This is a genomic window from Halomonas sp. TH-94 (assembly GCF_057473365.1).
In genome coordinates this window covers 1-26,675 of record NZ_JBYCKL010000111.1, presented here as the reverse complement: position 1 = coordinate 26,675, position 26,675 = coordinate 1, and the positions used below count along the sequence as shown (strand labels likewise).

Genomic DNA, 26,675 nt, shown 5'->3' with positions numbered 1-26,675 from the left:
ACCATGCCACACTTGCTGCGGTTCTCACGCGACATCGAATCCCGTCTCGAACGCCTCGCCCAGCGCACCGGCCACAGCAAGAGCGAACTGATCGAGCGCTGCCTGACCGTGGGCATGCACGACCTGGAGTCTCAGCTGCTGCTCGAAGATGCCGGCAGCCCCTCGCCGGCCCTTGCCAAACCCTCCCTCGATCAGCTACTGCGCGAGAGCGGCCTGGGCGCCTGACCCGGGTTTACCCGCTCGAACGCCGCCAGGCAGCGACGGTACGTTGCCAGCGCCTGTTCGCGTGCCGTGGCCACGAACCTGACTTCATGCCCAGGCAGGCACTGCGCCAGCCGAGCAACGGCGAGTGGCGTCAACGCCCCCAGGCGAGGGTACCCGCCTATCGTCTGTCGATCGTTGAGCAGCACGATCGGCTGCCCATCGGGTGGCACCTGCACCGCACCGAGCGGTATGCCCTCCGAGATCATGCTTCCCATGCGGCAGACGAGTTTCGGCCCCACCAGCCTGACCCCCATGCGATCGGCTCGATCGTCGACGCGCCAGGGCAGGTTGAAGGCGCGATAGAGACTGCCCCCCGTGAAACGATCGATCTGAGCACCCGGCACCAGGGCCAGCGAGTTACCCGAAAGCGTCAGGCTGGTGGCCGAATGGAAAGGCAGGCTACGCGTCGTGCCCGCCTGGCCATGCCAGCGGAGGCGGTCGCCGGCCTGCAGCGCCCGCCCATCGCCATGCTGGCCACCCAACTGCTCTCTTGGCGTGGCGCTGCGACTCCCCAGCACCTCGGTGACATCGAAGCCGCCCGGCACGGCCAGATAGGCACGCAGGCCGTTACGCGGTTGACGGAAAGCCAGCCGCTGACCGGCGCCGATACGGAAGCTCGCGCCGGGTGCGAGCGGGCGGTCGTCGAGCCGGACATCCAGGTCCGCCCCCATCAGTGCCAGCGTCGCGTCCGCTTCCGCCTCCAGCACGAGCCCGCCGCCGATGGCGATTTCCAGCGCCGCGGCATTCAGGGCATTACCCAACAGCCAATTGGCCCAGTGGTATGAGAACCAGTCGGCGGCCCCGCCCTGGGTGACGCCGAGGTGACGTACCCCGAAGCGCCCGTCATCCACCATGAGCGACAAGGGACCCGCCTGGACGACCCGCAGTACGCCGTTACCGTTTCTATTCATGGCGCGAGCTCCAGCGGTGTCGTATCTCCCCCCTGCCGAATGAATTCCTCACGGCTGATTGGCTGAAAGCGTACCCGGTCGCCCGGTTTGAGCAGTGGATCACCGCGCCGTGCATGCTCGAAAAGCGGAAAGGTGGTTCGTCCCAGGATGTTCCAGCCACCCGGCGAGAGCAGCGGGTATATGGCCGTCTGCCGGTCGGCGATGCCGACACTGCCAGCCGCCACCCGCCGCCTGGGCGTAGGCAGCCTAGGCGTAGCCAAGGCCTCTTCCACCAGTCCCATGAAGCCGTAGCCGGGAGCGAAGCCCAAGGCGAAGACCTGGTAATCCCGGCCGCAGTGGCGTTCTACCACTTCATCGACGGCAAGACCGGCACGTTCGGCTATGCGTACCAGCTCGGGGCCGACGCTGAGGTCGTACCACACCGGCACGTCATGACAGCGGCCGAGTTCGGTACTGGCCGGCTCGAGCCGCTCCAGAACGCGCCGGATCCGCGCCAGAGCCTCGCCGTGCTCCATGTTCAGCGCATCGTAGTGCAACATTAGCGTGGTGTAGGAGGGCACCAGGTCGATCAGCGCACCGCCGAAGGCTTCGCGCAATTCCCGGTCGGCCGCCACGATCCAGCCCATGTTGGATTCATCGATACTGTCGAACAGGCGGACCATGACGACGTCCATGGCGGTCAGCTCGATCCGCATGGTGCTCGTCACGCTCGCTCCAGCTTCAGGAAGGCCTCGCGAATGGCCCGCACCGCCGCTACCGACTCGGGATTGTCGCCATGTACGCAGAGCGTGTCACAGGGTAGCTGCAGCGAGGTTCCATCGGCAGCCTGCAGCGGCTCGCCGCGAGCCAGGCGGATGGCTTGGGCCACGATGGTCTGCTGATCGTGGTGGACCGCTCCCGGGAGACGTCGCGACACGAGATGTCCGTTGGCATCGTATGCCCGGTCGGCGAAGGTCTCGAACCAGATGGCAATACCCATCTCCTCCGCCAGCTGTCGGCTCGGGGCCGGGTCGGCGGTGGCCATCAGCATGAGTGGCAGGCTGGGATCGTAACTGATGACGGCACGCATGACGGCGCGCAGCAGTTCGGGATCACGCGCCATGTCGTTGTAGAGCGCACCATGCGGCTTGACGTAGCCGATGGCCGTTCCCTCCGCCCGACAGATACCGGCCAGCGCCCCTATCTGATACAGCACGAGATCCTCTACCTCGGCAGGCGAACAGGCCATGGAGCGACGACCGAATCCCATCAGGTCGGGATAGGCCGGGTGGGCGCCCACCTTGACCCCATGAGCCACCGCCAGACGCACCGTATGGCGCATGACGTGAGGGTCGGAGGCATGAAAGCCGCAAGCGATGTTGGCGCAATCGACGAAGGGCATCACTTCACTATCAAGCCCCAGCGTGTAGTTGCCGAAGCTCTCCCCCATATCGCAATTGAGCAGTGGCACGGCCATTGGCGACTCCTGTTTGTCCGCTTTCATGAACTGTTCTTGTAGTGATTTACACTATATGGAGCGGCTATTTTCAACGCCAATCGTTTTTCACGATACTTAAAATCGGCATCCCCTATCATATTGTTATTCTGTGGAAAAATGGTTGACGCCGCGCGTCTTCAAGATTATCAATTAAATGAAGCGAGGCACCACAATGCCAATAAAAGGAGCTCTCCAATGGCGGTAAAAGATCCCTTCCACCTGGCCATACAGGTGCACGATATCGAAGAGGCACGGCGCTTCTATGGCGATTTCCTCGGCTGCCCCGAAGGCCGTTCCTCCGACAGCTGGGTCGATTTCGACCTTTACGGCCATCAGTTCGTCTGCCATCTCAATCCGGCCCTGAAAGACAGTTCGGCATCAAGCCACAAGAACCCCGTCGACGGTCATGGGGTGCCGGTGCCGCATTTCGGTGTGGTGCTGGAAATGGACGCCTGGGAAGCGCTGGCGCAGAAGCTGCGTGACCATGGCGTGACCTTCGAGATCGAGCCTTACATTCGCTTCAAGGGCGAGCCAGGCGAACAGGCCACCATGTTCTTCCACGACCCTTCCGGCAATGCGCTGGAGTTCAAGGCATTCAAGAACCGCGAAGAACAGCTGTTCAGGAAGGCATGAGCCGGGGCCATGCTCGACTTCAAGGAGCTTGAGGCATTCGTCTGGGCGGTCAGGCTCGGTTCGTTCCGCAAGGCAGCGGCGCGCCTGCACCTGACCCAGCCCTCGATTTCGGAGCGCATATCGCGTCTCGAAACCGGCGTGGGCGAGATACTGCTGGAGCGCTCGGCGAGGCCCATCCAGCCGACCATGCGCGGTCGTGAGTTCTTCGTTCACGCCGAACGCCTGCTGCACCAGCGCGACGAAGCGATGAAGCTGTTCGAAGACGATGAAAATTACTCGGCGCCCCTGCGGCTCGGGGCCATCGAGACCATTGCGCACAGCTGGCTCCCCGATTTCATGCGCTGCCTCACGCAGCGGTATCCACAGCTGACCATCGAGCTCAGCGTCGACTATTCGCCGGCGCTGAACCGCAGACTGGCCAAGAACGAGCTGGACATTCTGCTTGCCATGAACGGTTACCTGGAGCCGGAGAGTATCGACCAGGTGCCGCTGAGTCCCTACGAAATGGGGATGTTCGTCTCACCGGATCATGTCGGAATGCTCTCGGAGAGTGCCGAAGGCTGGCTTCGCAGCCTACCGTTCATATCGTTTGGCAGAAAGGCCCGGCCCTTTGAAGAACTGGTGGAATACCTCGCCCGACAGGGCGTCACTGAACCGCGGATCCATAGCGTAAGCACGCTGATGACCATACTGCGCATGACCATGGAGGGACTCGGTATCGGTGCGTTGCCCGTAGCCACCGTGCTCGATGAGTGGCACCAGGGTCGGCTGTACCGCATCGAACTGCCGCAGGCCTTGCCGGACATGCATTACGACGTGATATGGCGCAAGGCCAGCCATCCCCGCTTCTGCCGCAGCGTCGGACTGCTGGCTCAACAATGCGCCGTACGCTATGCCGAATCACGCGGCACAGACATGCAGCCGAGCGATTTTACCGGCCGTTGGGTGCGGCCAGTGCGCCCCGAAGAACACCCGAATGCGTTATGAAACAACCCACACAAGTCCAATAAGAGAGATCATGATGAACAAGACCCTGTCCCGCTCCCTGCTGCTGGCCGCTGCCTTCGGCCTTCCCGCCTCGGCCAGTGCCGCCCAGTGGACCATGGCCACTCCCTATGGCGATGCCAGCTTTCATACCAAGAACGTCAAACAGTTTGCCGAAGACGTGGCCGAGGCCACCGGTGGCGAGCTGACCATCAATGTTCATAGCGGCGGTTCGCTGGTCGCCCACGGCGAGATCAAGCCTTCGGTCCGTCGCGGCACCATCGAGGCCGGCGAGGTGTTCCTCTCGGTTCTCTCCAACGAGGATCCCATCTTCGAAGTCGACACGCTCCCGGGGGTGGCCGGCAGCTATGACGAGGCCTTCGAGCTCTGGCAGGCCACCAAGCCGTTGATCACCGAGCTGTTCGCCAACCAGGGCATGATGCCGCTCTACGCCGTGGCCTGGCCGGCTCAGGGGATCTATACCGATTTCGAGCTGAACGATCCGGAGCAGTTCGAAGGATTGCGGGTACGTGCTCCCAACATCAACACGCAACGCTTCGTCAACAACCTGGGCGGCAGCCCCACGGAAACGGAAGAGTCCGACATTCCGACGGCCTTCAGCACCGGGCGCGTGGATGCCATGATCACGTCTAGTTCCACCGGCAACTCGATGACCGCCTGGGACTACGTTTCTCACTACACCGATGCCAATCTATGGCTGCCCAAGAATATCGTATTCATCAATCAGCGGGCCTTCGACCGTCTCGACGAAGCGACTCAGGAAGCCGTGCTGGAAGCCGCCGCACGCGCCGAAGAGCGTGGCTGGCAGATGAGCCGCGACGATAACGAGTCCAGCACCGAGGCGCTGAAGGAGAACGGCATCACCGTTGCCACGCCCAACGACGAGGTAGCGGCTGCGCTGCAGGCCGCCGGTGACCAGCTGTTCTCGGACTGGCAGGGCCGTGCCGGAGAACAGGCCCAACAGGTGCTCGACGAATACCAGCAGCAACGCGCCGACTGAGCGCGGCCGGTACCACGGCGTGGCGGCCCGCCGCCACGCCTCCCCACGTACGCCTCGAGGCCTGTTTCATGATCTTCAAGTTCAATACCCTCTATCGTCTGGGTGCCTGGGGCGCAGCAATCTGCATGATCACGATCTGCACTCTGATCGCTCTGCAGGTCTCCTTCCGCCTGATCGACGCCCTGCTCGTACTGATCGGCATGCGTCGGCTTGGCCTGGGCATCACCGGCGTTTCGGAGATCGCGTCTTACCTGCTGGTGGGTGCAACCTTCCTGGGGCTCGCCTACACCTTCGTGCACCACTCCCATATACGCGTCACGCTGCTGATTTCACGACTACCCTCGGCCATCAGGGTCTGGTTCGAGGTCTTCTGCCTGCTGATCGCCCTGGCTATCAGCCTGCTGCTGGGCTACGGGCTGGTGGAGCTTGCCCGGGAGAGTCGCGTATTCAATGACGTCTCCTCCGGTTTCCTGTCGATTCCTCTGTGGATCCCTCAGACGGTACTGGCTACCGGCGTGGGACTGCTCTGCCTGGCTCTGAGCGAAGCTCTGGTGATTACGCTGCGCATCGCCATACGCGACCCGAGCCGCTTCCGCGAAGCGACGGCCACCGACGACAGCGAGACTCACTGAGTCGCACCTCAACCACACGGAGTAATGTCTCGTGCTGATACTCAGCCTGGCCACCATCATGACCCTGGCCGTTCTGCTCGGCAGCGGGGTGTGGATCGCCTTTGCCCTGATCGGAACCGCCTGGGTCGCACTGGCCTTCTTCAGCCCCTTTGCCCCGGGCCCGATCCTGGCCTCCGACTTCTGGGGAGCCAGCTACGGCTGGGACCTCACCGCTCTGCCCATGTTCATCTGGATGGGCGAGATCCTGTTTCGTTCGGGCCTGGCCGACAACATGTTTCGCGGCCTCTCGCCCTGGCTCAACCGTATGCCGGGCCGTCTGCTGCACACCAACATCATTGGCAGCGGCATGTTTGCCGCCGTCTGCGGTTCCTCGGCGGCCACCTGTGCCACCGTGGGCAAGATGACGCTACCGGAGCTGGAACGCCGCGGCTACGACAGCAACATGGCCATCGGCACCTTGGCCAGCGCCTCGACGCTGGGGCTGCTGATACCGCCCTCCATCGTGCTGATCGTCTACGGCGTCGTCACCGAGCAGTCGATCTCGCGGCTGTTCATGGCCGGTATCGGGCCAGGCCTCATGATCCTCGCCCTGTTCATGACCTACCTCATTCTCTGGTCGCTGATTCGCGGTAACCGCCAGGGCCTGACCGGACATGACGAGTCGTCCATGCCGCTGGCTCAGAAGCTGAGGCAAACGCTGGAGCTGCTGCCCATTCTGCTGCTGATCGGCGGCATCATCGTGTCCATCTACGGCGGGCTTGCCTCTCCCACCGAGGCCGCCGCCGTCGGCGTTGTACTGTCGATACTCATCGCCCGCTGGAATGGCAGCTTCGGTATCGGCATATTTCGCGACTCCCTGTTCGCAGCCATTCGCACGGCCTGCATGATCGCCTTCATCATTGCCGGCGCCTCGTTCCTGACCTCGGCCATGGGGTTCACCCAGGTGCCCATGCAGCTGGCAAGAACGATTGGGGAGATGGGGTTGTCGCCTACCATGCTGCTGGTGGCGCTGACCGTGCTGCTGCTGGTGATGGGCTGCTTTCTCGACGGTATCTCACTGATCCTGCTGGTGACCGCCATCATCATGCCGCTGGTCAGCGCCGCCGGCTTCGATCTCATCTGGTTCGGTATCTACCTGGTCATCGTGGTGGAAATGTCGCAGATCACACCGCCGGTGGGCTTCAACCTGTTCGTGATCCAGGGCTTGACCGGGAAGGATATCCTGACCATCACCAAGGCCACCCTCCCCTTCTTCCTGCTGATGATGCTGGCCATCGCCTTGATGCATCTGTTTCCCGAAATCGCTCTCTACCTGCCGCAGACGATGACCCGCTGAAAACCTTTCCGGCTAGCCTGCCGCGCTGCCATCCCGCGCTTCCCCTCGAGGGTTGCGCGGGTAGTAGCGTTCGGGCTGGCGCTCCACGTGGGCAAAGAAGCGCGTGTCCTTATAGGGCATCTTCATGAAGCCCGATACGCCCAGCCCTTCGATGAGCCCTACCGCGTCGAGAATGTCTTCGAGCCGGTCGCTGAATTCCGCTTCGCGGGTAGGATCGAGCAGGCGATAGTAGCTGTGGATCTTGAGGTGCTGCGGTAGCGCTTCGAAGATGATCATGCCGGTGTGGTGGATGTCGTTGAGCGCTTCCAGCGAGGTGATGATCGGCTCCGGCAAGACCAGGAACTCCTCAGGATCGGGCCCGTCCTCGAAGTAGCTGTGCAGCCGGCTGCGATCCTCCAGCTCGGGTACCGAACTGAGTTCGTAACGCAGCCGCATACCCGGTTCGACGATGAACGGGTGCGCCGGGCTCTCGCGGTCCAGGTGCAACGTATCGCGCGCGTTGAACAGGCAGCTCTTGAAGATCCCCTGACGATAGATGGCGCGTGCCAGGTTGACCATATTGTTGACCGCCGCCACGAAGGCCGGCTTGAGTGAAGTGTCGTGCAGGTTGAGCGAAGTATCGATATAGACGCCTTCCGCCTCCCAGCGCACGGCGAGACCCCCTACCACCGGGTACTTGCCCAATCGGCTCACCGCCGCGAGAAAGGCCTTTTCGGTCTCCCCCATGCCCTGCATGAAATTCTTGTAGTAGCGATCGAGCTGCACATCGTTGACGTCATTGAGCGTTTCCTGGCCGCCCTCCTCGCGCAGGAATGCCTTGCGCGAGCTGTACACCACGGTATCGATCTCTCGTGTCAGGGGGCGCACCCAGGTGGGCACGAGCGGGGTTTCGGCCGCTTCGGGAAGATCGATCATCACCACCCGGGCCAGGCGCGGCATCTCGCGGATGAAATGATCGCCGGCACGCAGGCGAACTCGGGGGTCGGGGTCGAGCATGCCGTCGAGCATGCGGGCAAACTCCATGGGCAGCCCCAGCGAGGTCGCGGGGATGGCCCGATGGCCAAAGCGACAGGACTGCGCCGAAGCCAAGGCGTAGAGCGTACCGGCCGCGCCCTGCTCGTCGAAGCGCGGCGACGACAGCGCGCCGTTCAGCTGCTCCTCGCCGATGAAGTAAACGTCGCCGAGGCGAGCATTGGTCTGCTGCAGGTTCTCCGACATCAGCTCCATGACGTTGGCCGCCACGAATTGCTGGTTGGCATCGAGCTGGGCGAAAACCGACGAGCCCCAATCGATCAAGGCCACCTCCTCACGGGCGGCATCGAAGACGAGATTGGACGGTTTGATGTCACCATGCACGATGGGCCGCCCCGCCGGCCCGGCCTCTTGGCGCAAGCGACGCAGGATGCCGGCAAGCTGATCGGCAATCCGCACCACCAGGCGCGGGGTGAGGCGCCCTTCGCGCAGCGAGACCTCTTCGAGATTGATGCCGGGAGCACGCTGCATCACCAGGATGGACTGATTGCGTACCCGCTGGAATGCGATCAGCCTGGGAACCCTGGGATGGTCGACCTGCTCCAGCATGAACGCCTCCTCTTCGAGACGGTCCTGCAGCTGTTGGGGCAGGGTTACCCGGGTGAACTTGAACACGTATTGCTCTTCGTGGGCGGTAATGCCGCCAAACACGAAGCCATAGGCGCCCTTGCCGATCAATTCGATATTGCGGTAACCCAGCTGTTCGAGCTGGGCCTGGCACAGCGCCACCCACTCCTTGAGCTTGCGCGCATCATCCTGGCTGAGCAGGTAGACGGACTGCTCCTCCGGAATGTAGAACTGCTGCAAGGTCGCCTGATTCATGGGTGTCTGCCTGTCGCTGCGAAAGCCGCCCGGGGTCGACGCCGGGCGGCTTTCACGGGCTAGCCGAGATGCAGGAGCATCGTTTCGGGCCTTTCCAGATAACCCTTCCACGCGTTACAGAAGCGCGCGATGGTGCCGCCGTCGATGACCCGGTGGTCTCCCGCCCACGTAGCGGTCATGATCGCTCGCTTGACTACCTCGCCACGCTCGTCGAAACGCGGCAGCCACTGACTCTTGCCGATGGCGACGATGGCCAGCTCCGGCGCGTTGATGATCGGCGAGGCGTAGGTACCGCCGAAGGCGCCGATGTTGGAGATGCTGATGGTGCCGCCCTTGAGGTCCTCCTGTGACACCCGCCCTTCCCTGGCATCGGCGGTGAGGCGCTGGATTTCCCGGGCTACCTCGAGCACGCTGCGCTGCTCCACCCGCTTGACGTTGGGCACGATCAGTCCCGAACGGCTATCCACCGCCATGCCCACGTTGACCGACGGCAGGTAGTGAATCTCGGTGACCTCGGCGTTGAGACGCGCATTGAGGATCGGCTCCTCGCGCACCGCCAGTGCCAGTGCCTTCATGAAGAAGGGCATCAGCGTCAAACGCGCCTGCTGCGCCTCGGCAAGGGGCTTGAGACGCTCCCGCAGGGCGAGCAGCTCGGTGACGTCGATCTCCTCGCCATACTGGAAGTGCGGGATGGTGCTGGCGGACTCCACCATACGTCGTGCCATGACCGCACGCACGCCGCGTATCGGCTCGATTCGCACCTCGCTATCGTCCCGCTTCGGCGGCGCTGCGGCCGCGGCGCTGCGAGAGGCATCGTCGGCTGCGGTTTGACGCGAAGGCCGATCGCTGCCGGCGCGAGCTTGCTCATGCTGAGCCTGTGCCGACGGCCCGGTTTCGAGAAAGCTCAGCACGTCCTCCTTGAGCACGCGACCATCCTTGCCCGAACCGGCAATGGCCTCGAGCTCCAGAGCATGCTCGCGTACCAGGCGTCGCACGGCGGGGCTTGCCGGGATGCGGCCGTAGGGCCCCCGGCCACCGCTCGCGACCGGGGTCACCGCCCTCTCCCCTGCCTCTCGCGCCGGAGCCGAAGCCTCGCTGTCGCCTGATTCATCCGCCTCATCGGGCTCGGTATGTGCCGGTAGATAAGCGAACAGCGGCGCATGGACCTTGGCGATATCGCCCTTGGGCACGTGAAGCTTGCTTACCGTACCGGCCTCGGGCGCCGTGATCTCGACAAGCGCCTTGTCGGTCATCACGTCGACCAGGGGCTGGTCCTCGGCAATCTCGTCGCCTTCATTGACACGCCATTCGACCACCTCGCATTCGACGATCCCCTCGCCGATGTCCGGCAGGATGAAGTCCTTGGCCTTGGTCGTCTTCGCAGTGGCGTCTCGCGTCTCGTTTGCCGACGATTGGCCGCCGGCTGAAAGCCGTGCCGTGGGGGGCGGGGCTTCGGCAGCCGGGCTGACCACTTCATCCTCGGCATTCGCTACGGGGATGGGGGGCGCTGCCGTTTCGGCAGACACTTCCCCTTCGGCCTCGTAGGCGAACAGCGGGGCATGCACCTTGGCGATATCGCCCTTGGCCACGTACAGCCGGGTCACACGGCCCGCCTCCGGCGCGGTGATTTCCACCAGCGCCTTGTCGGTCATCACTTCCACCACCGGCTGATCTTCGGCGATCGTGTCACCTTCCGCCACGCGCCATTCGACCACTTCGCACTCCACGATACCTTCGCCGATATCGGGCAGCTTGAAATCGCTCATCGTTCTCTCCTGTCCTGATATCGGGCGTCAGAACGCCACGGATGCCTTGATCGCTTCGAAGATTTTCAGGTGGTCGGGCATGTACTCCTTCTCCAGCGTCAGCGGGAAAGGCGTGTCCATACCCGTCACCCTCTCGATGGGCGATTCCAGGTACAGGAAGCAGCGCTCCTGAATGGTAGCGGCAATTTCGCCGGCAAAGCCGCCGGTTCGCGGCGCCTCGTGGGTGATGACCAGTCGGCCGGTCTTGAGCACCGACTCCACCACGGTATCCTCGTCCCAGGGCAGGATGCTGCGCAGGTCGATCACTTCGCAGGAGATACCGGCCTTCTCGGCCAGCTCCACGGCCTTGTCGATCACCTCCATCTGCGCCCCCCAGCCCAGCACGGTGATATCGGTTCCCTCCTTAGTCACCTCGGCTTCGCCGATGGGAAGCTGATAATCCTCCTCTGGCACTTCACCCACTGCGGCGCGGTAAAGCCGCTTGGGCTCGAAGAAGATCACCGGGTCGGGATCGCGAATGGCGGAAAGGAGCAGCCCCTTGGCTTGATAGGGGTTGCGTGGCACCACCACCTTCAGCCCTGGCGTATGTGCGAAGTAGGCCTCCGGCGACTGGGAGTGATAAAGCCCACCGGAGATGCCGCCGCCATAGGGCGTACGAATGGTCAGGCCGCCGACATTGAACAGGTCGCCCGAGCGGAAGCGGAACTTGGCGGTTTCATTGACGATCTGGTCGAAGGCCGGAAAGATGTAGTCGGCGAACTGAATTTCGGCCACCGGCACCGAGCCCTGGGCAGCCAGGCCGTTGGCAAAGCCGATGATGCCCTGCTCCACCAGCGGGGTGTTGAAGCAGCGCGAGCGCCCGTACTTTTCCTGCAGATGGCTGGTGGCGCGGAATACGCCACCGAAGACACCGACGTCCTCGCCGAAGCAGAGCACCTTTTCATCTTCGGCCATGGCGATGTCGAGCGCGTTGTTGATCGCCTGAAGCATGTTCATTCTGGGCATCTCAGGCTCCTCCCTGCTCGTCGCTGGACTTGTCGTCGCCACCCGGCTTGACGTCGGGGTCGAGGGAGAGCGCCCCCTTCGGGTAGGCATCGGGATGCTTGCGAATATGGGTCTTCAGCGCATCGAGCTGACGCTGAAGCGCAGGCGTGACATCGGCATACACATCCGTCACCAGGCTTTCCAGCGGGGGCGGTGGGCGCTTCTCGGCACGCTTCATGGTTTCGAGCACGTCACGGCGCAGGGTCTCCTGCTGCGCCTTCTCCTGCTCCTCGCTCCACCAGCCGCGTTCGATCAGCCAGCGCTGCATGCGCAGCAGCGGGTCCTTTTCACGCCAGGCCTCCTCCTCCTTGCGCGATCGATAACCGCTGGGATCATCGGATGAGGAGTGCGCTGCCAGGCGATAGGTCATGGCTTCGATCAGCACCGGCTGGTTGCGCTCGACGGCGATCTTGCGTGCCTCCTGGGTGGCGCGATAGACCGCCAGCACATCGTTGCCGTCGACGCGGATCACATGCATGCGGTAGCCGAAGGCCCGCGGCGCGATGCCGTCGGCGGCAAACTGCTCGCTGGCCGGCGTGGAGATGGCATAGCCGTTGTTACGGCAGAAGAAGATCACCGGGACCTTGTGCACCGAGGCCATGTTGAGCGCGGCATGGAAATCGCCCTCAGAGGCCGCGCCTTCGCCGAAGAAGGTAATGGTGCAGTGGCCCTCACCGGCCAGCTTCTGGCCGTAGGCGTAGCCGGCCGCCTGAGGAATCTGGGTGGCCAGCGGCGACGAGATGGTCATGTAATGCAGCTTGCGCGAGCCGTAGTGGATCGGCATCTGCCGGCCCTTGCCGTAGTCGAGCTCGTTGCCGAACAGCTGATTCATGAACTCGTCGTAGCTGAAGCCGCGGTAGACCAGGGCGCCCTGCTCGCGATATTGCGCCATGATCATGTCGGCGTCGTCGAGGGCTGCCGTGGCACCGATGACCGCCGCCTCCTCGCCGGTACACTGCATGTAGAAGGAAAGCCGGCCCTGGCGCTGGGCCGCCATCATGCGTTCGTCGAGCACCCGAGTGACGAGCATGGCGTGATAGATCTTGAGCGCTTTTTCCTCGTCGAGCTCGGGGGCTTCGGCACCTTCGTACAGGGTGCCGTCCTGCTGCAAGAGTCGAAACGTGGGGATGTTGAACTCATCGCCTGTCATGAAGCTTGGCGTGTGGACGTCGTGTGTTGTTGTCATCTTCCTGATCCTTGGGTAATGGCAGGAGGAGTGCCGCCCCTCGTGAGGGCAGTGTTGTCTCTAATGTAGCCGTCTGCCAGAGGGTCACTCCAGCAGTTCGCCAACGCTGGAAAAGTTGACGTTAACGTAAGATGAATCTAAACGCACCTATTTTGCTGGACAACCCCCAGGGCATACGACGAATGCACTACCCGCCCTTCGAGTGCCAGCCGAAGACCCCATGAGCGCCAGTGCATCCGACATATCGAACCTGCAGCACGGCCGCACACTGGGACGTGCCTGACTCAGCCTATGGGCGACGCTGCAGTCGCTCGAAGACACTATCCACGGTAAGCGCCAGCAGGCCGATGAGCAAAGCGCCCTGCACGATGTAGGCCGTATTGCCGTTGACGATGCCGGAGATTATCGGATCGCCGAGGTTGCTCGCGCCCACCGTTGCCCCCAGAGCCGCAGTGGCGATATTGATGGTGACCGAAGTGCGAATGCCGGCGAGGATGAAGGGTGCCGCCAGCGGCAGCTCCACTTGACGCAGTATCTGCCTCGGCGTCATGCCCATGCCGCGCGCCGCCTCGTGTACATCGGGGTCGATACTGCCAATCCCTGCCAGGGTATTGCGCACGATGGGGAGCAGGCCATAGAGCAGCAGAGCGACGATGATGGGCAGTGTGCCGAAGCCCAGAGCCGGCACTGCCAGCGCCAGTACGGCAACGGGTGGGAAGGTCTGACCGATGGAGGCGAGCTGGGCTACCAAGGGCAGGAAATCTCGGCCCGCCTCCCGTGTGACCGCGACCGCAGCGCCAACGCCGAGGATGACCGCCAACAGCGAGGCGATGGCCACCACCAGGACGTGCCGTCCCAACAGCGCAAGGAAATCGCCGCGACGGTAGATCACCTGGCGCAGGTCCGGCTCGAGCAGACGAAACAGCCATTCCAGCTGACTCATGCCCGCGGCCAACGACAGCAGCAGGATGAACCAGATGAGCGGCGCCAGCCACTGGCGCTGTGTGGCCACTGCACGCGTCGTGACGGGCGATGCTGTCATGGCGCCTTGGCTCCGAGCAGACGGCGCAGCGAGAGCTCCCCGATGGGGATATCCTCTTCATCGACTACCGTCAGCCGATCGACCCGATGCCAGAGCATGACCGACAGCGCCTGGCTGAGCGAGGCTCCGTAGGGAATTCGCTCGCTGGCCAGCAGACGCGGGCCGAAGGGCAGCATACGCTCACCGACCTGGATCAGCGCCGCCTCCTTCAGGCCACGATCCAGGCCGCCCAGCAGGGACTCGACGAAGGGGTTCGCAGGTTCGTGCAGCAGATCGATGGGACTGCCCTGCTGAACGATTCGCCCCTGATGCATCACCACCAGACGGTCGGCGAGCGCCAGCGCCTCGTCCATGTCATGGGTGACGAAGACGATGGTCTTGTGCAGACGTGCTTGAAGCGCACGCATTTCATCCTGCAAGGTGGCCCGGGTAATGGGGTCGAGTGCACCGAATGGCTCGTCCATCAGCAGGATGTCGGGGTCCGCGGCCAGGGCTCGCGCGACACCGACGCGCTGCGCCTGGCCGCCGGAGAGCTGACGGGGGTACTTGTCGGCAAATTCCGCCACCGGCAGACCGAGTAGCTGCATCAACTCCTCGACCCTGTCGCGCACCCTCTCCTTGGGCCACTTGAGCAGGCGTGGCACCAGACCGATGTTGCGTGCCACCGTCCAGTGCGGGAACAGGCCGGTACTCTGGATCACGTAACCGATGCGCCGGCGCAGCGTGACCTCGTCGAATGAGCGCACCGGCTCACCGTCCAGGTGAATCTCTCCACCATCATGTTCGATCAGGCGATTGATCATGCGCAGGGTGGTCGACTTGCCGCAGCCCGAGGTACCCACGAGCGCACACAGCTCCCCTTTCGCGACACGCAGCGAAATGGCATTGACGGCCGTGTCATCGCCGAAGCGCTTGGTCACGTCGAACAACTCGATCATTGAGCCCCTCCTGGGCGCAGTCGCTCACTCAAGGCGCCGATCAGGGCGTCGGCGACCAGCGCCAGCGCTATGATCGGCAAGGCGCCAAGCAGCACCATGTCCATGGCCGCCTGGCCCAAGCCCTGAAAAATGAAAGTGCCTAGACCGCCGGCACCGATCAACGCCGCCACCGCCGTCAAGCCTATTGCCTGAACGGTGGTGATGCGCACACCTTCCAGCACTACGGGCAGTGCCAGCGGCAGGCGGACCTGAACGAATACCTGGCGCCGGCTCATGCCCATACCGCGGGCCGACTCGATCACTCCCGCGTCCACTTCCTCGAGAGCCACGAACATATTGCGCACCATCGGCAACAAGCTGTAGCCGAGCAGTGCAAGGAACGCCGGTGCCCAGCCGATACCGCTTACCCCCATGGCTCCCAGCCAGTCGACCCTGGAGCCGAGCCAGGCTAGCGGCGCCAATAGCAGACCGAACAGCGCAAGGCTGGGAATGGTCTGAAGAAAATTGAGCGCAGCGAAGCCGATACGACGCACGCCCGAATGCCTGCGCATGACCAGTACCAGCACAGCGGCAAGCAGCAAGCTGACCCCCACCGCCGCACCGACCAGCATGAGATGCGTATAGACGGCGCTGGCGAACTGATCGCTGCGTACCCGGTATTCACGCACGAGCGCCAGCGGCTCGAGCCAAAGCGTCAGGGCCAGCCACCAGCACGCCAGCACGGGCATGAACAGCAGCCAGCCTTTGGCACGCGACACGCCCAGCCGGGTGCGCAATTCGATCATCGCAAGCAGCAGCAGGAACAACAACAGCCACAGGGCACTGCCGATTCCCACCCGGGCCTGGGGGGTATCAGCATCGACGAAGCCGAGCGTGGCGGCGGCCAACCACAATGGCAGCAGCATCAGCACGGCCACCACCACGGCCAGCGAGCATTGCAGACCCTTGCGGCTTGGCTGCCAGGCCAGCACCGCCACTCCCAGCAGTGGCAGCCCCAGCAGCAGCGCCGGCCAGCCGCCCATCACCTCCAACGAGGTATATGGCGTGCCGGGCACGATACGATTGGGTGCAACGTTCAACGCGTCGAGAAACAACCAGGCCAGCACCGAGGCCAGCATCAGACTCAACAGGACCCAGTTGGGAGACTGTCTGCTCACGCCCACGCATCAATCCTGGAGTTCGGCAAGATAGTCCTCGGCAACCTGACGCGGATCGATACCCTCTACCGCGACCAGGCCGTTCAACTCCTGCAGGGTCTCGAGATCGAGGGATTCGAACAGGGGTTCGAGCAGTTCGGCAATCTCGGGATGCGCCTCGAGCACTTCCTGACGCACCACAGGAGCCGGCTGGTACACCGGCTGAACGCCAAGCGTATCCTCCAGCACGACGAGATCCAGCGCGCCCAGCCCACCGTCGGTACCGTAGGTCATGGCGGCGTTGACCCCACTCGTCTGCTGGGCGGCGGCTCGCATGGTGGCTGCCGTATTGCCACCGGACAGCACCAGCAGTTGATCGGAGCTCAGCTCGAAGCCATAGGCTTGCTGAAAAGCCGGCAACGCCTGTTCGGATTCGACGAACTCGGCGCTGGCGGCGAACTTGAACTCGCCGCCGTCATTGAGATAGTCCGCCAGATCCTCGAGGGTCTCGAGACCATGCTCGCGGGCGAGATCGGCGCGTACGCTCATGGCCCAGGTATTGTTCGCCTGGGCGGGTGTCAGCCACACCACGCCATTCTCGGCATCACGTTCACGCACCGTCTCATAGGCGCTGGCGGCGTCGTTCCAAACATCGCTGTCGGTCATGTCGAAGAAGAAAGCGCCGTTGCCGGTGTACTCGGGGTAGAGATCGATCTCGCCGTTGAGCAGGGCCTGGCGCACGATACTCGTACCGCCCAGCTGCAATCTGTCCTGGGTCTCGATGCCACCCTGCTGCAGCCGCTGAATGATCAACTGGCCCAGCACGGAGCCCTCGGTATCGATCTTGGAAGAGACCGTCACCGGATCGCTGGCGTGAACGTTCGCGATGAATAGCAGGGAGCCGACAGTCACTGCCGCAAGAGACGAGTTGCGCTTCATGATCATCACCATCCTTTGTGTATGTCCGTAGAGTATAAGGCGTGTACAGTTTGTCTGTCAGACCCGATCTCAACGCGGAGCTTGACGCCCATGCCCGACAGCCATGCCACCCTGCTCTCTCGTTGCCACCACCCCCTGGTGCGTGACCTGGCCTGGCTCGTGCTCGCCCCCGACCTGATCGCCACGCCATGGCCGGGCCGTCCGACACGCGAAACGCTGGGTCTGAAGGACGACGAGCCGTTTTGGCGCTACTTCGAGGGACTGGAGGCGCAACCGCAGGGACTGGAGCGTCGGGTGGGCACTACCGTGGATGGCCGCATGGGGCATTATCACGAGCGGCTGTGGCAGTTCCTGCTCGACAGCGCGCCGGGCACCCGCCTGCTCGCCAGCAACCTGCGTATCCACCAAGGCAAGCGCACGCTCGGCGAGCTAGATCTGCTCTACCGGCGCCGCGATGATCCAACGCCGGTGCATCTCGAAGTGGCGATCAAGTTCTATCTGGGCCTGCCGCAAGGTCCAGGCTCCGAGCACGATCAGGCCCGCTGGATAGGTCCCGGCGGTGCCGACAGCCTGGCCACCAAGCGTGAACACCTGGATCGCCACCAGTTGCGCCTCACCGAGCGGGTCGAGGCACGCTTGGCGATCCACCAGCATATCCAGCCCCGCGACCTGGGCCCCGCTGCCGAGGCCAGCATTCAACGCCAGCTGGCAATGCCGGGTGTGCTTTTCTACCCCTGGCATCAGGCAATGCCGGCGCCGCACGAAGCGGCCCCCGGCCACCTGCGCGGCGACTGGCTGCATTGGAGCGACTGGCGACGGCTACGTGACGGGCTGCCGAAAGGCACCCGAGCGGCGTGGCTGGTCAAGCCGCACTGGCTGGCACTGCCTCGTGACGAAGCGTTCCTGTCGTTACGCGACGTGGAATCACGCCTGGCGCAACATTTCTCGCGCCCCGCCTCACCGGTGCAAATAGCGCTACTGGAACCTGGCCACCATGACGTACGCCACCGTCGCCTCTTCGTCGTGGGTGACGGCTGGCCGCTCCAGATTCCGTTACCGCCCCGCCCGCGCCCCGCCGGCTGAGGAGAGACGAAAACGCCCGGCCAACGTGGGCCGGGCGCGCGACGCAACCGAACCGCTATCGTCCTGGCGGCTCGAAGATCCAGCTCGTACCCTCGCGGGAATCCTTGAGCACGATACCAAGGGCGGCCAGCTCGTCGCGGATGGTATCGGCGGCGGCGAAATCCTTGGCCTTCTTGGCCTCGGCCCGCTGCACGATACGCGCCTCGATCTCATCTACCGCCAGTGGCAGCGACGCCTGATCGCCCTTGAGAAAGACCTGAGGCTCCTGGGCGAACAGCCCCAGCACTCCGCCCAGGCGACGCAATTCGGCGGCCAGCACAGGTGCCTCAGCGGGCGATTCCTTCCTGGCCCGATTCAGCTCACGTACCAGGTCGAACAGCACCGCCAGCGCCTCCGGGGTATTGAAATCGTCGTCCATGGCGGCAGTGAAGCGTTCGGCGTAGCGGCCGTCGACCTGCCCATCGAGAGCTTGGACGGCCGTCAGGTCGACTCCTTCGAGTGCATTGTAGAAACGCTCCAACGACTTGCGCGCCTCTGCCAGAGCGTCGGGGGCGTAGTTGATCGGGCTGCGGTAATGGCTCGCCACCAGCAGGTAACGCACTACCTCGGGATCGTGAACCTCGAGCACCTCGCGAATGGTGAAGAAGTTGCCCAGCGACTTGGACATCTTCTCCTGATTCACCCGCACGGCGCCGGCATGCATCCAGGTGTTCACGTAAGTCTTGCCGGTGGCCGCCTCCGACTGAGCGATCTCGTTCTCGTGATGCGGAAAGGTCAGGTCCGGGCCGCCGCCATGAATGTCGAAGGTATCCCCCAGGCAGCAGGTGGACATCGCCGAGCACTCGATGTGCCAGCCGGGGCGGCCCTCCCCCCAGGGTGAAGGCCAGCTCGCCTCACCCGGCTTGGCCGCTTTCCACAGCACGAAGTCGAGCGGGTCTTCCTTGTGCTCGTCGACCTCCACCCGCGCGCCGGCACGCATCTCGTCGGGGTTGCGATTGTTGAGCTTGCCGTAGCCCGCGAACTTGCGCACGCGGTAATAGACGTCGCCGTTCTCGGCCGGATAGGCATAGCCCTTGTCGATCAGCGTCTCGATCATGGCGATGATTTCGGCCACGTGCCCGGTGGCGCGGGGCTCGTGGTTCGGTCGCAGTACGCCGAGGCGAGCCTCGTCCTCATGCATGGCAACGATCATGCGCTGGGTCAGCGCCGCGATGGTCTCGCCGTTCTCGTCGGCACGCTTGAGGATCTTGTCGTCAATGTCGGTGATGTTGCGCACGTAGGTGACGTCATAGCCGCGCCAGCGCAGGTAGCGTGTGACGACATCGAACGCCACCATCACCCGGGCATGGCCCAGGTGGCAGTAGTCGTAAACGGTCATGCCGCAGACGTACATGTTCACCTTGCCCGGTTCGAGCGGGGTGAACGGCTCCTTGCGGCGGGTCAGCGTGTTGTAGATCTGCATGTCAGCCCTTCTTCTGTATCTTCGCCCAACTGTCCTTCAGCCCAACGGTGCGGTTGAACACCAGCTTACCGTCGCGACAGGCGTGACGGTCGGCACAGAAGTAGCCCACGCGTTCGAACTGAAAGCGCTGCTCGGGCGCGGCGTGAGCCAGGCTCGGCTCGCCCATGGCCTGACAGATCTGCAGCGACTCGGGGTTGAGGTGCTCGAGGAAGTCGGCATCCTTGTCCTTGTCGGGTTGCTCGACCAGGAACAGATTGTCGTAGAGACGCACTTCCATCGGTACCGCCTGGGTCGCACTGACCCAATGGATGACGCCCTTGACCTTACGGCCTTCCGGGTTCTTGCCCAGGGTGTCGAGGTCTACCGAACAGCGCAGCTCCACGATCTCGCCGGCATCGTCCTTCACCACTTCGTCGCAGCGAATCACGTAGGAGTTGCGCAGGCGCACTTCCTGACCCGGCGCCAGACGGAAGAACTTCTTCGGCGGCTCCTCCATGAAGTCTTCCTGGTCGATGTAGAGCTCACGGGTGAGCGGCACCCGGCGCACGGCCATGTCCTCTCGCGCCGGATGGCCCGGCACCTCGTAAACTTCCTCGTGGTCCGCGTCCACGTTGGTCAGCACCACCTTGAGCGGATTGAGCACGCACATGGCACGCGGCGCGTTGTCCTCGAGGTCCGCGCGGATGGCGTGGTAGAGCATGGCGATGTCGACCAGGCCGCCATCGGCGCGAGTCACCCCGATCATCTCGCAGAACTTGCGAATCGATGCCGGCGTATAGCCACGCCGACGCATGCCGGAGATGGTCGGCATGCGCGGATCGTCCCAGCCATCCACGATACCCTCGTCCACCAGCAGCTTGAGCTTGCGCTTGGAGGTCAGGGTGTAATTCATGTTGAGCCGTGCGAACTCGATCTGCCGCGGCTTGGCCGCCACCGGCAGGTTATCGAGAAACCATTCGTAGAGCGGGCGATGATCCTCGAACTCCAGGGTGCAGATCGAGTGGGTCACGCCCTCGATGGCGTCCGACTGGCCGTGGGCGAAATCGTAGGAGGGGTAGATCTTCCACGCATCGCCGGTCTGATGGTGATGGGCATGGCGGATGCGATAGAGAATCGGGTCGCGCAAGTTGATGTTGGGCGAAGCCATGTCGATCTTTGCCCGTAACACCCGCTCGCCCTCGTTGAATTCACCGGCACGCATGCGTTCGAGCAAATCGAGATTCTCCTCAACGCTGCGGTCGCGCCACGGACTCGGGCGGCCCGGTTCGGTCAAGGTGCCGCGATACTCACGGATCTCGTCGGGTGAAAGGTCGTCTACGTAGGCCTTGCCGTCACGCACGAGATGCTGCGCCCAGGCGTAGAGCTGATCGAAGTAATTGGAGGCATAGCGCACCGAACCGGCCCATTCGAAGCCGAGCCAGCTGACGTCCTCCTTGATCGCATCGATATAGGCCTGCTCCTCCTTCGCCGGGTTGGTATCGTCGAAGCGCAGGTGACAGTCCCCACCGAATTGCTCGGCAAGCCCGAAGTTCAAACAGATCGATTTGGCGTGCCCCACATGGAGGAAGCCGTTGGGCTCCGGCGGGAAGCGGGTCACGACCTTGCCGGCACGACCGGCCTCGATCTCGTCGCGGATCTGATTACGAATGAAATTCGGCGCACTGGCGGTTTCGGTGGTCATGTTATTGCGGCAAACCTCTGGTTGGATTGCGAGTCTGGGCAGGGCCTTGGCTGAACATGGGCCCGACGTGCTTCGCGCATCGGTGCAAAACCGCTATTATAACGCCACGCCCATGCACGGCGCCAAGGCGCACTCCTTTCGTACAGGAAAACTTCGATGATCATTCTCGAGACCAGCTTCGGCGATATCGCCATTGCTTTGAACCACGACCAGGCGCCCAAGTCCGCGGCCAACTTCGAGCAGTACGTTCGCGACGGCCACTACGACGGCACCCTCTTCCATCGCGTCATCCCCGGCTTCATGATTCAGGGCGGTGGCTTCGACCAGGACTTCAACCAGAAGCCGACCCGCGATCCGATCGAGAACGAGGCCGACAACGGCCTGAAGAACCTGACCGGGACGCTGGCCATGGCCCGGACCCAGGACCCGCACTCCGCCACTGCCCAGTTCTTCATCAACGTGGCCGACAACGACTTCCTCAATCACAGCGGCAAGTCGCTGCAGGGCTGGGGCTACTGCGTGTTCGGTGAAGTGGTCGAAGGAATGGACGTGGTCGAACGCATCACCGCCGTGGATACCACACGTCGCGGCATGCACGCCGACGTGCCGGCCGAGGACGTGATGATCAAGCGCGCCTATCTCAAGGACGAGGCCAGCGATAGCTGAGGTCTCCCGTGCGCCCACGAACGGACAGGCCAATGCTCGGGCCAGCGAGGCTGGCCCCGAGCCATGACTCGGCCGGGCTTATCACGCCACCTATGCAGCCAGCCAACCACGAGACATCGCCATGAGCACCACCCTGCTGATCTCCGACCTGCATCTGCACCCCGAGGCCCCCGAGGTTACCGAGGGCTTTCTCGGTTGGCTCGACAGGCGGGCACGCGGCGTGGACGCTCTCTACATCCTGGGCGACTTCTTCGAGGCCTGGATCGGCGACGACCTGCTCGACCATGCCGACCAGGACCCCAGCGGTAACGCCGCGCTAGCCCTGCGGGTGACCGCGGCACTGCGCAGCCTGGCAGACGACGGCACGCAGATCTATCTGATGCATGGCAATCGCGACTTCCTGCTTGGGCATCGCTTCGCCGCAGCCGCCGGCGCCAAGTTGGTTACCGACCCGGCAGTACTGCGCTTTGCCGACGAACCCGTGCTGCTCATGCATGGCGACAGCCTGTGTACCCGTGACGAGGCTTACATGGCATTTCGCCAACAGGCTCGCAACCCGGCCTGGCAGGAGCAGGTCCTGGCCATGCCGCTTGCCGACCGGCTTCAGCTGGCGGCCGCATTGCGTCAGCAATCGGGTGAAGCGACATCCAACAAGGCCGAGGACATCATGGACGTCACGCCTCAGGAAGTGATCGACACCATGCGCGACCACGGCGTAACGACACTGATTCATGGCCATACCCACCGCCCCGCCGTGCATGAACTCGAGCTGGACGATCGGCGTCCTGCCAGACGCATCGTATTGGGGGATTGGCAGCCCGGTCAGGGTTGGGAAGTCGAGATCGGCGCCGATGGGAATCCGACGCTGCGTGAAGTCGCCCTCTGACGGTCAAACTTCACCGATAACCGAGCTTCGACCCAACATCCTCACGCCTCTGGCAGACGACACGACTGAAGCGCGGCAAGGAGCTCTTGCGCCGGTGGCATCTTCTCCGGCTCACCTATCAGTTCCAGGCGCGAGTCCCTGCGCCATGCGGAGCTGACAAGGCTCACCGCACCATCACTTCGGTTATAGAGTTTCCAGCCTGCATGGGTGTGCCAGACCCCCTTCACGCGCAAGTCGGTCGGCAGACCATGCAACACCTGGGTAAGACGGTCGAGATCGAAGACGTCTGCAGCGTTCCAGCGCCACCCCTGAGTGACATAGCCCAACGCCCGCCCACTTGCTTCCAGCGGGCTTCCGGGCGCTGGGTCGAGCTGAGCGAAATCATCCAGCACCAATACCTGGGAGCCAGCCTCGCGCAGTGCTGCATGGCCGTCACTCGTCGCTATCGCTCTCTCAGGCCGGTGACAGCCGCTCGCCAGCAGCACACCCACATCCAGCTCGCCGCGAGGCGCTTGCGCCACCCATTTCTTGGCCGGCCACAAGCCTCGAGCAAATGTCTCGGCGGCGGCGACCTGCTCCGGCCCCACCCGATCGATCATCGTCAGCACCACCGCATCGGCCATGGCCAATTGATCGTTGAAGGTTTCGTGCTCACGCACCCGGGGATCGTCGAGGCGGGATGGGTCCAGCAGCGCCACGATATCGTGAACCTCGAGCACGCCGGCAAAGGCTTCGCTACGCAGCACATCGAGCAGACCCGCCGGATGCCCTAGCCCCGAGGGTTCGATAAGCACTCTATCCGGCCGATGGAGGCGAAGCAGATTGACCAGAGTGGCCTGTAACACGAAAGCCAACTGACAGCATAGGCAACCGCCAGGCAGCCCCTTCACGATGACGTCGTCACGGGAGTCGAACATCGTCTGGTCGATGCCGATCTGGCCGAATTCATTGATCAGTACCGCCCAACGCTCGCCCTGAGGCTTCTGATCGATGAGACGACGAATCAGCGTGGACTTGCCGCTGCCCAGAAAACCGGTGAACAGGTGAACGGGTATCGATTCGAGAGGTGTCGAACGCATGTGCGCTCCAGAAGGACGATAGCGTTATAGAGTAACATATCGCACCTCCCCTGGTAGCAGCTGCGGCCAGGAAAGTGAATCCCAGATAACGGTATAATTAATGCACGAAAGAAAGGGGGCGGACGCCCCCTTTCTTTCGTCATGCTAGCGGTTCAAACCGCCACCATCAGCGGGATATATCCGCCGTCTCACGCAGATGGCTGCGTAGCGCCTGGACTGCCGCCTGGGCACGCAACTGCTCTGCCATGCGCGCGACGAAGGCCTCGGTCTGCTCATCCGCTTCGCCACGCTCGACGCTGTCCAGAGCGATCAGGACGACTCTCTCACCGTCCGAGGTATGGCCGAAGACGGTACCCTGGTCCTGGTCAGGATGAGGTAGCCGGAAAGCCGCCTGGAGTACGGCACGCGGCACATTATCCTGCTGCCGGGAGGCCTGCTCGACCTGCTGCCAGTCGAACTCGAGATCCTCCCCTTGACGCAAGCGCTCGACCTGCTGACGAGCCACGTCGAGCAACGCCTCGCGCTCCTTGATACGAGTCACTGAGGCCGCCACGGGCTCACGCACCTCTTCGAGCGGCAGAACGGTGGCTTCACGATGCTCTGCGACCCGCAGCACCATGCGACGATCGGTATCGAGCTCGATGACTTCACTATTGAAGCCCTCGACCAGCACGTCCTCGCTGAATGCCTCACTCATCACGCCGGGCTCGGAAAGCACGCCGGAGCCACCGTCGCGAGACACCCAATCGCTCTCACGCAGCTCGAGATCGAGACTAGCGGCGACGCTTTCCAGGTCATCGGCGGCAAAGCTCTCGTCGATGAGCGCCTGTACACGGCGGTTGAAATCGCCGGTGACCTGGTCGAGCGCCAATTCGCGAGACAGCTCGTCGCGCATCTCGTCGAAGGAGGGCTGGTCGAGCTCCGTGACCTTGACCAGATGCAGCCCATTGCTGGTTTCGACCACGCCGGACACTTGACCTGGTGCCAGCGCGAACGTTGCTTCGTCGAATTCGTCACCGAAGAAACCGCGACTGATCACGCCGAGATCACCACCCTGCTCGGCGGAAGCGGGATCCTCGGAGACCTCCAGAGCCAGCGTTTCGAACGCTTCGCCTTCGGCCAGGCGAGCGCGGACGCTCTCCAGCCTTTCCGCGGCTTCTTCACGGCTGCGCTCACCGTTGTGCGTGACCATGATATGCGAGACACGCCGATCAGCATCTCGCCCCCGCTCCTGCCACGCCTGACGCAGCGCTTCCTCGCTCACATCGACACGCTCGGCCATGTCCTGCCGGTCGACGATCACGTACTCGAGACGGACCTGCTCCGGGCGCTGATAGTTGGCCTGATGCTCCTCATAGTAAGCCAGCAGCTCCTCCTCACTGACCGTCACCGGCTCCTCGAGGTCGCCGGCTGTAAGAGCATGGTAGCGGAAGCTACGCACCTGGCCTTGCAGAGCAGCGAGGGTTTCACGCTCTCCCGCAAGCACGAAATCACTTACGGCCAAGCCCTGCTGCAGCTGCTGACGCTTGAGATCGACCCGAAGAGCCGCGCGGAACGAGGTAGGCGTAAAGCCGGCACTGGCGAGGCGATTGCGAAACAGGTCGGAATCGAAGCGGCCGCTCTGATCCTGGAATTCAGGCAGGGTCACGATGACCTGGTCGAGCTGCTCTTCGGAGAGATGCAACCCACCCTCCTCAGCGAAGGCAAGCATCAAGCGCTCGCCGATCATCTCATCGAGCACCTGACCACGCAGGGCGCGCTCCTGCTCGGGTGGCACCTGGCCGGAGCGGATGGCACGTTGTACCTCCATCTCCAGCTCCTGACGGGTAATGCTCTGGCCGTTGACCTTGGCGACCTCATCGCCACCGCCACCGAACAGCCCCACCAGGGATTCGACACCGAACAGCGCCATGGTAACGACCACGGCACCGATGATGATCTTGGCGCCCCAACTTCTGGAGCGGTCACGAATACTTTGCAGCATGCAGGCCTCGGTTACTGATTGTTGGCTGGCGGTGGCGCCACATTATACGGCGGCCAGGGCCCGTGGGCCATGGGTCAACGGAGTGGCGTACCACCGATGGCAGATAGCGTGCCTGGACGTTGCTACCAAAAAGAAGGCGCACCGCCGAAGCGATGCGCCTGATGGTTTGCTGCCGACACCGATTCGCCCGTTAACGAGCTGGCGGCGCAAACGATCCGTTGACTCAGTTGACGGAGTCCTTGAGCGCCTTGCCAGCCTTGAAGGTCGGCACCTTGGCTGCGCTGATCTGGATCGGCTGGCCTGTCTGCGGATTACGACCGGTACGAGCGGCGCGCTCCTTCACCGAGAAAGTACCAAAACCGACGAGTGAAACGGTGTCACCTTTCTTGAGGCTCTCGGTAACGGTATCGACCATGGCATCCAGTGCACGAGACGCAGCGGCCTTGGGAATATCGGCAGACGCGGCGATAGCTTCGATCAGCTCGGATTTGTTCACACTTCACCCCTTGACGGTTTCAGTAAATGGCTCTAATCGGCATGCCTTGCGCCGGGCAACACGATCACAGCATGGCTGGCAGTTTATAGCAATGCTGTAAAAGAGGTGTCAAGCAACTCAGGCGCCGAACCGCGTCATACCGAGGTTTGCTCCCCTGCATGACACGGTAATTATC

The 26,675-nt window shown here is 63.2% G+C and carries 25 protein-coding genes and 1 pseudogene; 9 read left to right on the top strand and 17 right to left on the bottom strand.

Annotated elements, in window-relative coordinates; translation table 11 throughout:
• The first annotated feature begins 3 nt into the window (after positions 1–3).
• Positions 4–225 carry a hypothetical protein gene (locus tag AC2VNO_RS19005; protein ID WP_486935594.1) on the top strand — a complete coding sequence of 74 codons (222 nt, stop codon included), beginning with the start codon at positions 4–6 and terminating at the stop codon, positions 223–225.
• On the opposite strand, the gene AC2VNO_RS19000 is transcribed toward AC2VNO_RS19005, so the two are convergent.
• From AC2VNO_RS19000 to AC2VNO_RS18990, 3 genes are read right to left on the bottom strand one after another with little or no spacing between them, the layout of a single operon-like run.
• Positions 192–1,175, bottom strand: coding sequence for a 5-oxoprolinase subunit C family protein (locus tag AC2VNO_RS19000; protein ID WP_486935593.1), 984 nt, complete (start codon positions 1,173–1,175; stop codon positions 192–194). The genes AC2VNO_RS19005 and AC2VNO_RS19000 overlap by 34 nt on opposite strands.
• Positions 1,172–1,870: a 5-oxoprolinase subunit B family protein gene (locus tag AC2VNO_RS18995; protein ID WP_486935624.1), complete on the bottom strand. Its 699-nt coding sequence runs from the start codon at positions 1,868–1,870 to the stop codon at positions 1,172–1,174. Before AC2VNO_RS18995 ends, AC2VNO_RS19000 begins: the two co-directional genes overlap by 4 nt.
• 8 nt (positions 1,871–1,878) lie before the next feature.
• Positions 1,879–2,631 (bottom strand): 5-oxoprolinase subunit PxpA, encoded by a 753-nt coding sequence (locus AC2VNO_RS18990; protein ID WP_486935623.1) that lies wholly within the window; start codon positions 2,629–2,631, stop codon positions 1,879–1,881.
• A gap of 216 nt (positions 2,632–2,847) precedes the next feature.
• Between AC2VNO_RS18990 and AC2VNO_RS18985 the strand changes: the two genes are divergently transcribed.
• The 5 genes from AC2VNO_RS18985 to AC2VNO_RS18965 all read left to right on the top strand — a co-directional run bounded on the left by AC2VNO_RS18985 (position 2,848) and on the right by AC2VNO_RS18965 (position 7,258).
• A complete protein-coding gene (locus AC2VNO_RS18985; RefSeq protein WP_486935592.1) occupies positions 2,848–3,285 on the top strand; it encodes a VOC family protein in 438 nt (145 codons plus the stop codon).
• 9 nt (positions 3,286–3,294) lie between these two features.
• A complete protein-coding gene (locus AC2VNO_RS18980; protein ID WP_486935591.1) occupies positions 3,295–4,272 on the top strand; it encodes a LysR family transcriptional regulator in 978 nt (325 codons plus the stop codon).
• Between the two features lie 34 nt (positions 4,273–4,306).
• Positions 4,307–5,290, top strand: a complete 984-nt coding sequence (locus AC2VNO_RS18975) for a TRAP transporter substrate-binding protein (protein ID WP_486935622.1) — start codon at positions 4,307–4,309, stop codon at positions 5,288–5,290.
• A 68-nt stretch (positions 5,291–5,358) separates the two neighbouring features.
• Positions 5,359–5,922, top strand: coding sequence for a TRAP transporter small permease (locus tag AC2VNO_RS18970; protein WP_486935590.1), 564 nt, complete (start codon positions 5,359–5,361; stop codon positions 5,920–5,922).
• Between the two features lie 31 nt (positions 5,923–5,953).
• Complete coding sequence (locus tag AC2VNO_RS18965; RefSeq protein WP_486935589.1) at positions 5,954–7,258, top strand: TRAP transporter large permease; 1,305 nt, start codon at positions 5,954–5,956, stop codon at positions 7,256–7,258.
• 12 nt (positions 7,259–7,270) lie between these two features.
• Here the strand turns inward: AC2VNO_RS18965 and AC2VNO_RS18960 are convergent, their stop codons facing one another.
• From AC2VNO_RS18960 to osmF, 9 genes and pseudogenes are all read right to left on the bottom strand, one after another.
• Positions 7,271–9,112, bottom strand: a complete 1,842-nt coding sequence (locus tag AC2VNO_RS18960) for a protein kinase domain-containing protein (RefSeq protein ID WP_486935588.1) — start codon at positions 9,110–9,112, stop codon at positions 7,271–7,273.
• A 59-nt stretch (positions 9,113–9,171) separates the two neighbouring features.
• Complete coding sequence (locus AC2VNO_RS18955; protein ID WP_486935621.1) at positions 9,172–10,467, bottom strand: 2-oxo acid dehydrogenase subunit E2; 1,296 nt, start codon at positions 10,465–10,467, stop codon at positions 9,172–9,174.
• A 252-nt stretch (positions 10,468–10,719) separates the two neighbouring features.
• Positions 10,720–10,878 (bottom strand): annotated as a pseudogene (locus AC2VNO_RS18950) (biotin/lipoyl-containing protein); the annotation flags it as partial.
• 27 nt (positions 10,879–10,905) lie between these two features.
• Entirely contained in the window at positions 10,906–11,883 is a 978-nt protein-coding gene (locus AC2VNO_RS18945; RefSeq protein ID WP_486935587.1) for an alpha-ketoacid dehydrogenase subunit beta, read from the bottom strand.
• A gap of 1 nt (position 11,884) precedes the next feature.
• Positions 11,885–13,108, bottom strand: coding sequence for a thiamine pyrophosphate-dependent dehydrogenase E1 component subunit alpha (locus AC2VNO_RS18940; protein ID WP_486935586.1), 1,224 nt, complete (start codon positions 13,106–13,108; stop codon positions 11,885–11,887).
• Positions 13,109–13,397: 289 nt separating this feature from the next.
• Positions 13,398–14,150: an ABC transporter permease gene (locus AC2VNO_RS18935; protein WP_486935585.1), complete on the bottom strand. Its 753-nt coding sequence runs from the start codon at positions 14,148–14,150 to the stop codon at positions 13,398–13,400.
• On the bottom strand, positions 14,147–15,088 hold the full coding sequence (locus AC2VNO_RS18930; protein ID WP_486935584.1) for an ABC transporter ATP-binding protein: 942 nt from the start codon (positions 15,086–15,088) through the stop codon (positions 14,147–14,149). Before AC2VNO_RS18930 ends, AC2VNO_RS18935 begins: the two co-directional genes overlap by 4 nt.
• Positions 15,085–16,251: an ABC transporter permease gene (locus AC2VNO_RS18925; RefSeq protein ID WP_486935583.1), complete on the bottom strand. Its 1,167-nt coding sequence runs from the start codon at positions 16,249–16,251 to the stop codon at positions 15,085–15,087. Before AC2VNO_RS18925 ends, AC2VNO_RS18930 begins: the two co-directional genes overlap by 4 nt.
• A 3-nt stretch (positions 16,252–16,254) precedes the next feature.
• Positions 16,255–17,169 (bottom strand): glycine betaine ABC transporter substrate-binding protein OsmF, encoded by a 915-nt coding sequence (gene osmF, locus AC2VNO_RS18920; protein WP_486935620.1) that lies wholly within the window; start codon positions 17,167–17,169, stop codon positions 16,255–16,257.
• An 84-nt stretch (positions 17,170–17,253) separates the two neighbouring features.
• Here osmF and AC2VNO_RS18915 point away from each other — a divergent pair, with 84 nt between their 5' ends.
• On the top strand, positions 17,254–18,246 hold the full coding sequence (locus tag AC2VNO_RS18915; protein WP_486935582.1) for a DUF1853 family protein: 993 nt from the start codon (positions 17,254–17,256) through the stop codon (positions 18,244–18,246).
• A 55-nt stretch (positions 18,247–18,301) separates the two neighbouring features.
• On the opposite strand, the gene cysS is transcribed toward AC2VNO_RS18915, so the two are convergent.
• Both cysS and AC2VNO_RS18905 read right to left on the bottom strand, forming a co-directional pair.
• Positions 18,302–19,708: a cysteine--tRNA ligase gene (gene cysS, locus AC2VNO_RS18910; protein ID WP_486935581.1), complete on the bottom strand. Its 1,407-nt coding sequence runs from the start codon at positions 19,706–19,708 to the stop codon at positions 18,302–18,304.
• A 1-nt stretch (position 19,709) separates the two neighbouring features.
• Positions 19,710–21,389, bottom strand: a complete 1,680-nt coding sequence (locus AC2VNO_RS18905; RefSeq protein WP_486935580.1) for a glutamine--tRNA ligase/YqeY domain fusion protein — start codon at positions 21,387–21,389, stop codon at positions 19,710–19,712.
• Positions 21,390–21,545: 156 nt separating this feature from the next.
• Here AC2VNO_RS18905 and AC2VNO_RS18900 point away from each other — a divergent pair, with 156 nt between their 5' ends.
• Both AC2VNO_RS18900 and AC2VNO_RS18895 read left to right on the top strand, forming a co-directional pair.
• Complete coding sequence (locus AC2VNO_RS18900; protein WP_228576993.1) at positions 21,546–22,055, top strand: peptidylprolyl isomerase; 510 nt, start codon at positions 21,546–21,548, stop codon at positions 22,053–22,055.
• 121 nt (positions 22,056–22,176) lie between these two features.
• Positions 22,177–22,941: a UDP-2,3-diacylglucosamine diphosphatase gene (locus tag AC2VNO_RS18895; RefSeq protein ID WP_486935579.1), complete on the top strand. Its 765-nt coding sequence runs from the start codon at positions 22,177–22,179 to the stop codon at positions 22,939–22,941.
• A 41-nt stretch (positions 22,942–22,982) separates the two neighbouring features.
• Here the strand turns inward: AC2VNO_RS18895 and AC2VNO_RS18890 are convergent, their stop codons facing one another.
• From AC2VNO_RS18890 to AC2VNO_RS18880, 3 genes are all read right to left on the bottom strand, one after another.
• Positions 22,983–24,020, bottom strand: coding sequence for a CobW family GTP-binding protein (locus AC2VNO_RS18890; RefSeq protein WP_486935578.1), 1,038 nt, complete (start codon positions 24,018–24,020; stop codon positions 22,983–22,985).
• A gap of 166 nt (positions 24,021–24,186) precedes the next feature.
• On the bottom strand, positions 24,187–26,004 hold the full coding sequence (locus tag AC2VNO_RS18885) for a SurA N-terminal domain-containing protein (protein ID WP_486935577.1): 1,818 nt from the start codon (positions 26,002–26,004) through the stop codon (positions 24,187–24,189).
• A 223-nt stretch (positions 26,005–26,227) separates the two neighbouring features.
• Positions 26,228–26,500 carry an HU family DNA-binding protein gene (locus tag AC2VNO_RS18880; protein ID WP_228576986.1) on the bottom strand — a complete coding sequence of 91 codons (273 nt, stop codon included), beginning with the start codon at positions 26,498–26,500 and terminating at the stop codon, positions 26,228–26,230.
• Positions 26,501–26,675: the final 175 nt, after the last annotated feature.

Bases quoted from the DNA above. Each gene is read 5' to 3' on its own strand.
- AC2VNO_RS19005 (WP_486935594.1), top strand. From the start codon at position 4: ATGCCACACTTGCTGCGGTTCTCACGCGACATCGAATCCCGTCTCGAA.
- AC2VNO_RS19000 (WP_486935593.1), bottom strand. From the start codon at position 1,175: ATGAATAGAAACGGTAACGGCGTACTGCGGGTCGTCCAGGCGGGTCCC.
- AC2VNO_RS18995 (WP_486935624.1), bottom strand. From the start codon at position 1,870: ATGCGGATCGAGCTGACCGCCATGGACGTCGTCATGGTCCGCCTGTTC.
- AC2VNO_RS18990 (WP_486935623.1), bottom strand. From the start codon at position 2,631: ATGGCCGTGCCACTGCTCAATTGCGATATGGGGGAGAGCTTCGGCAAC.
- AC2VNO_RS18985 (WP_486935592.1), top strand. From the start codon at position 2,848: ATGGCGGTAAAAGATCCCTTCCACCTGGCCATACAGGTGCACGATATC.
- AC2VNO_RS18980 (WP_486935591.1), top strand. From the start codon at position 3,295: ATGCTCGACTTCAAGGAGCTTGAGGCATTCGTCTGGGCGGTCAGGCTC.
- AC2VNO_RS18975 (WP_486935622.1), top strand. From the start codon at position 4,307: ATGAACAAGACCCTGTCCCGCTCCCTGCTGCTGGCCGCTGCCTTCGGC.
- AC2VNO_RS18970 (WP_486935590.1), top strand. From the start codon at position 5,359: ATGATCTTCAAGTTCAATACCCTCTATCGTCTGGGTGCCTGGGGCGCA.
- AC2VNO_RS18960 (WP_486935588.1), bottom strand. From the start codon at position 9,112: ATGAATCAGGCGACCTTGCAGCAGTTCTACATTCCGGAGGAGCAGTCC.
- AC2VNO_RS18945 (WP_486935587.1), bottom strand. From the start codon at position 11,883: ATGCCCAGAATGAACATGCTTCAGGCGATCAACAACGCGCTCGACATC.
- AC2VNO_RS18940 (WP_486935586.1), bottom strand. From the start codon at position 13,108: ATGACAACAACACACGACGTCCACACGCCAAGCTTCATGACAGGCGAT.
- AC2VNO_RS18935 (WP_486935585.1), bottom strand. From the start codon at position 14,150: ATGACAGCATCGCCCGTCACGACGCGTGCAGTGGCCACACAGCGCCAG.
- AC2VNO_RS18930 (WP_486935584.1), bottom strand. From the start codon at position 15,088: ATGATCGAGTTGTTCGACGTGACCAAGCGCTTCGGCGATGACACGGCC.
- osmF (WP_486935620.1), bottom strand. From the start codon at position 17,169: ATGATCATGAAGCGCAACTCGTCTCTTGCGGCAGTGACTGTCGGCTCC.
- AC2VNO_RS18915 (WP_486935582.1), top strand. From the start codon at position 17,254: ATGCCCGACAGCCATGCCACCCTGCTCTCTCGTTGCCACCACCCCCTG.
- cysS (WP_486935581.1), bottom strand. From the start codon at position 19,708: ATGCAGATCTACAACACGCTGACCCGCCGCAAGGAGCCGTTCACCCCG.
- AC2VNO_RS18905 (WP_486935580.1), bottom strand. From the start codon at position 21,389: ATGACCACCGAAACCGCCAGTGCGCCGAATTTCATTCGTAATCAGATC.
- AC2VNO_RS18900 (WP_228576993.1), top strand. From the start codon at position 21,546: ATGATCATTCTCGAGACCAGCTTCGGCGATATCGCCATTGCTTTGAAC.
- AC2VNO_RS18895 (WP_486935579.1), top strand. From the start codon at position 22,177: ATGAGCACCACCCTGCTGATCTCCGACCTGCATCTGCACCCCGAGGCC.
- AC2VNO_RS18890 (WP_486935578.1), bottom strand. From the start codon at position 24,020: ATGCGTTCGACACCTCTCGAATCGATACCCGTTCACCTGTTCACCGGT.
- AC2VNO_RS18885 (WP_486935577.1), bottom strand. From the start codon at position 26,004: ATGCTGCAAAGTATTCGTGACCGCTCCAGAAGTTGGGGCGCCAAGATC.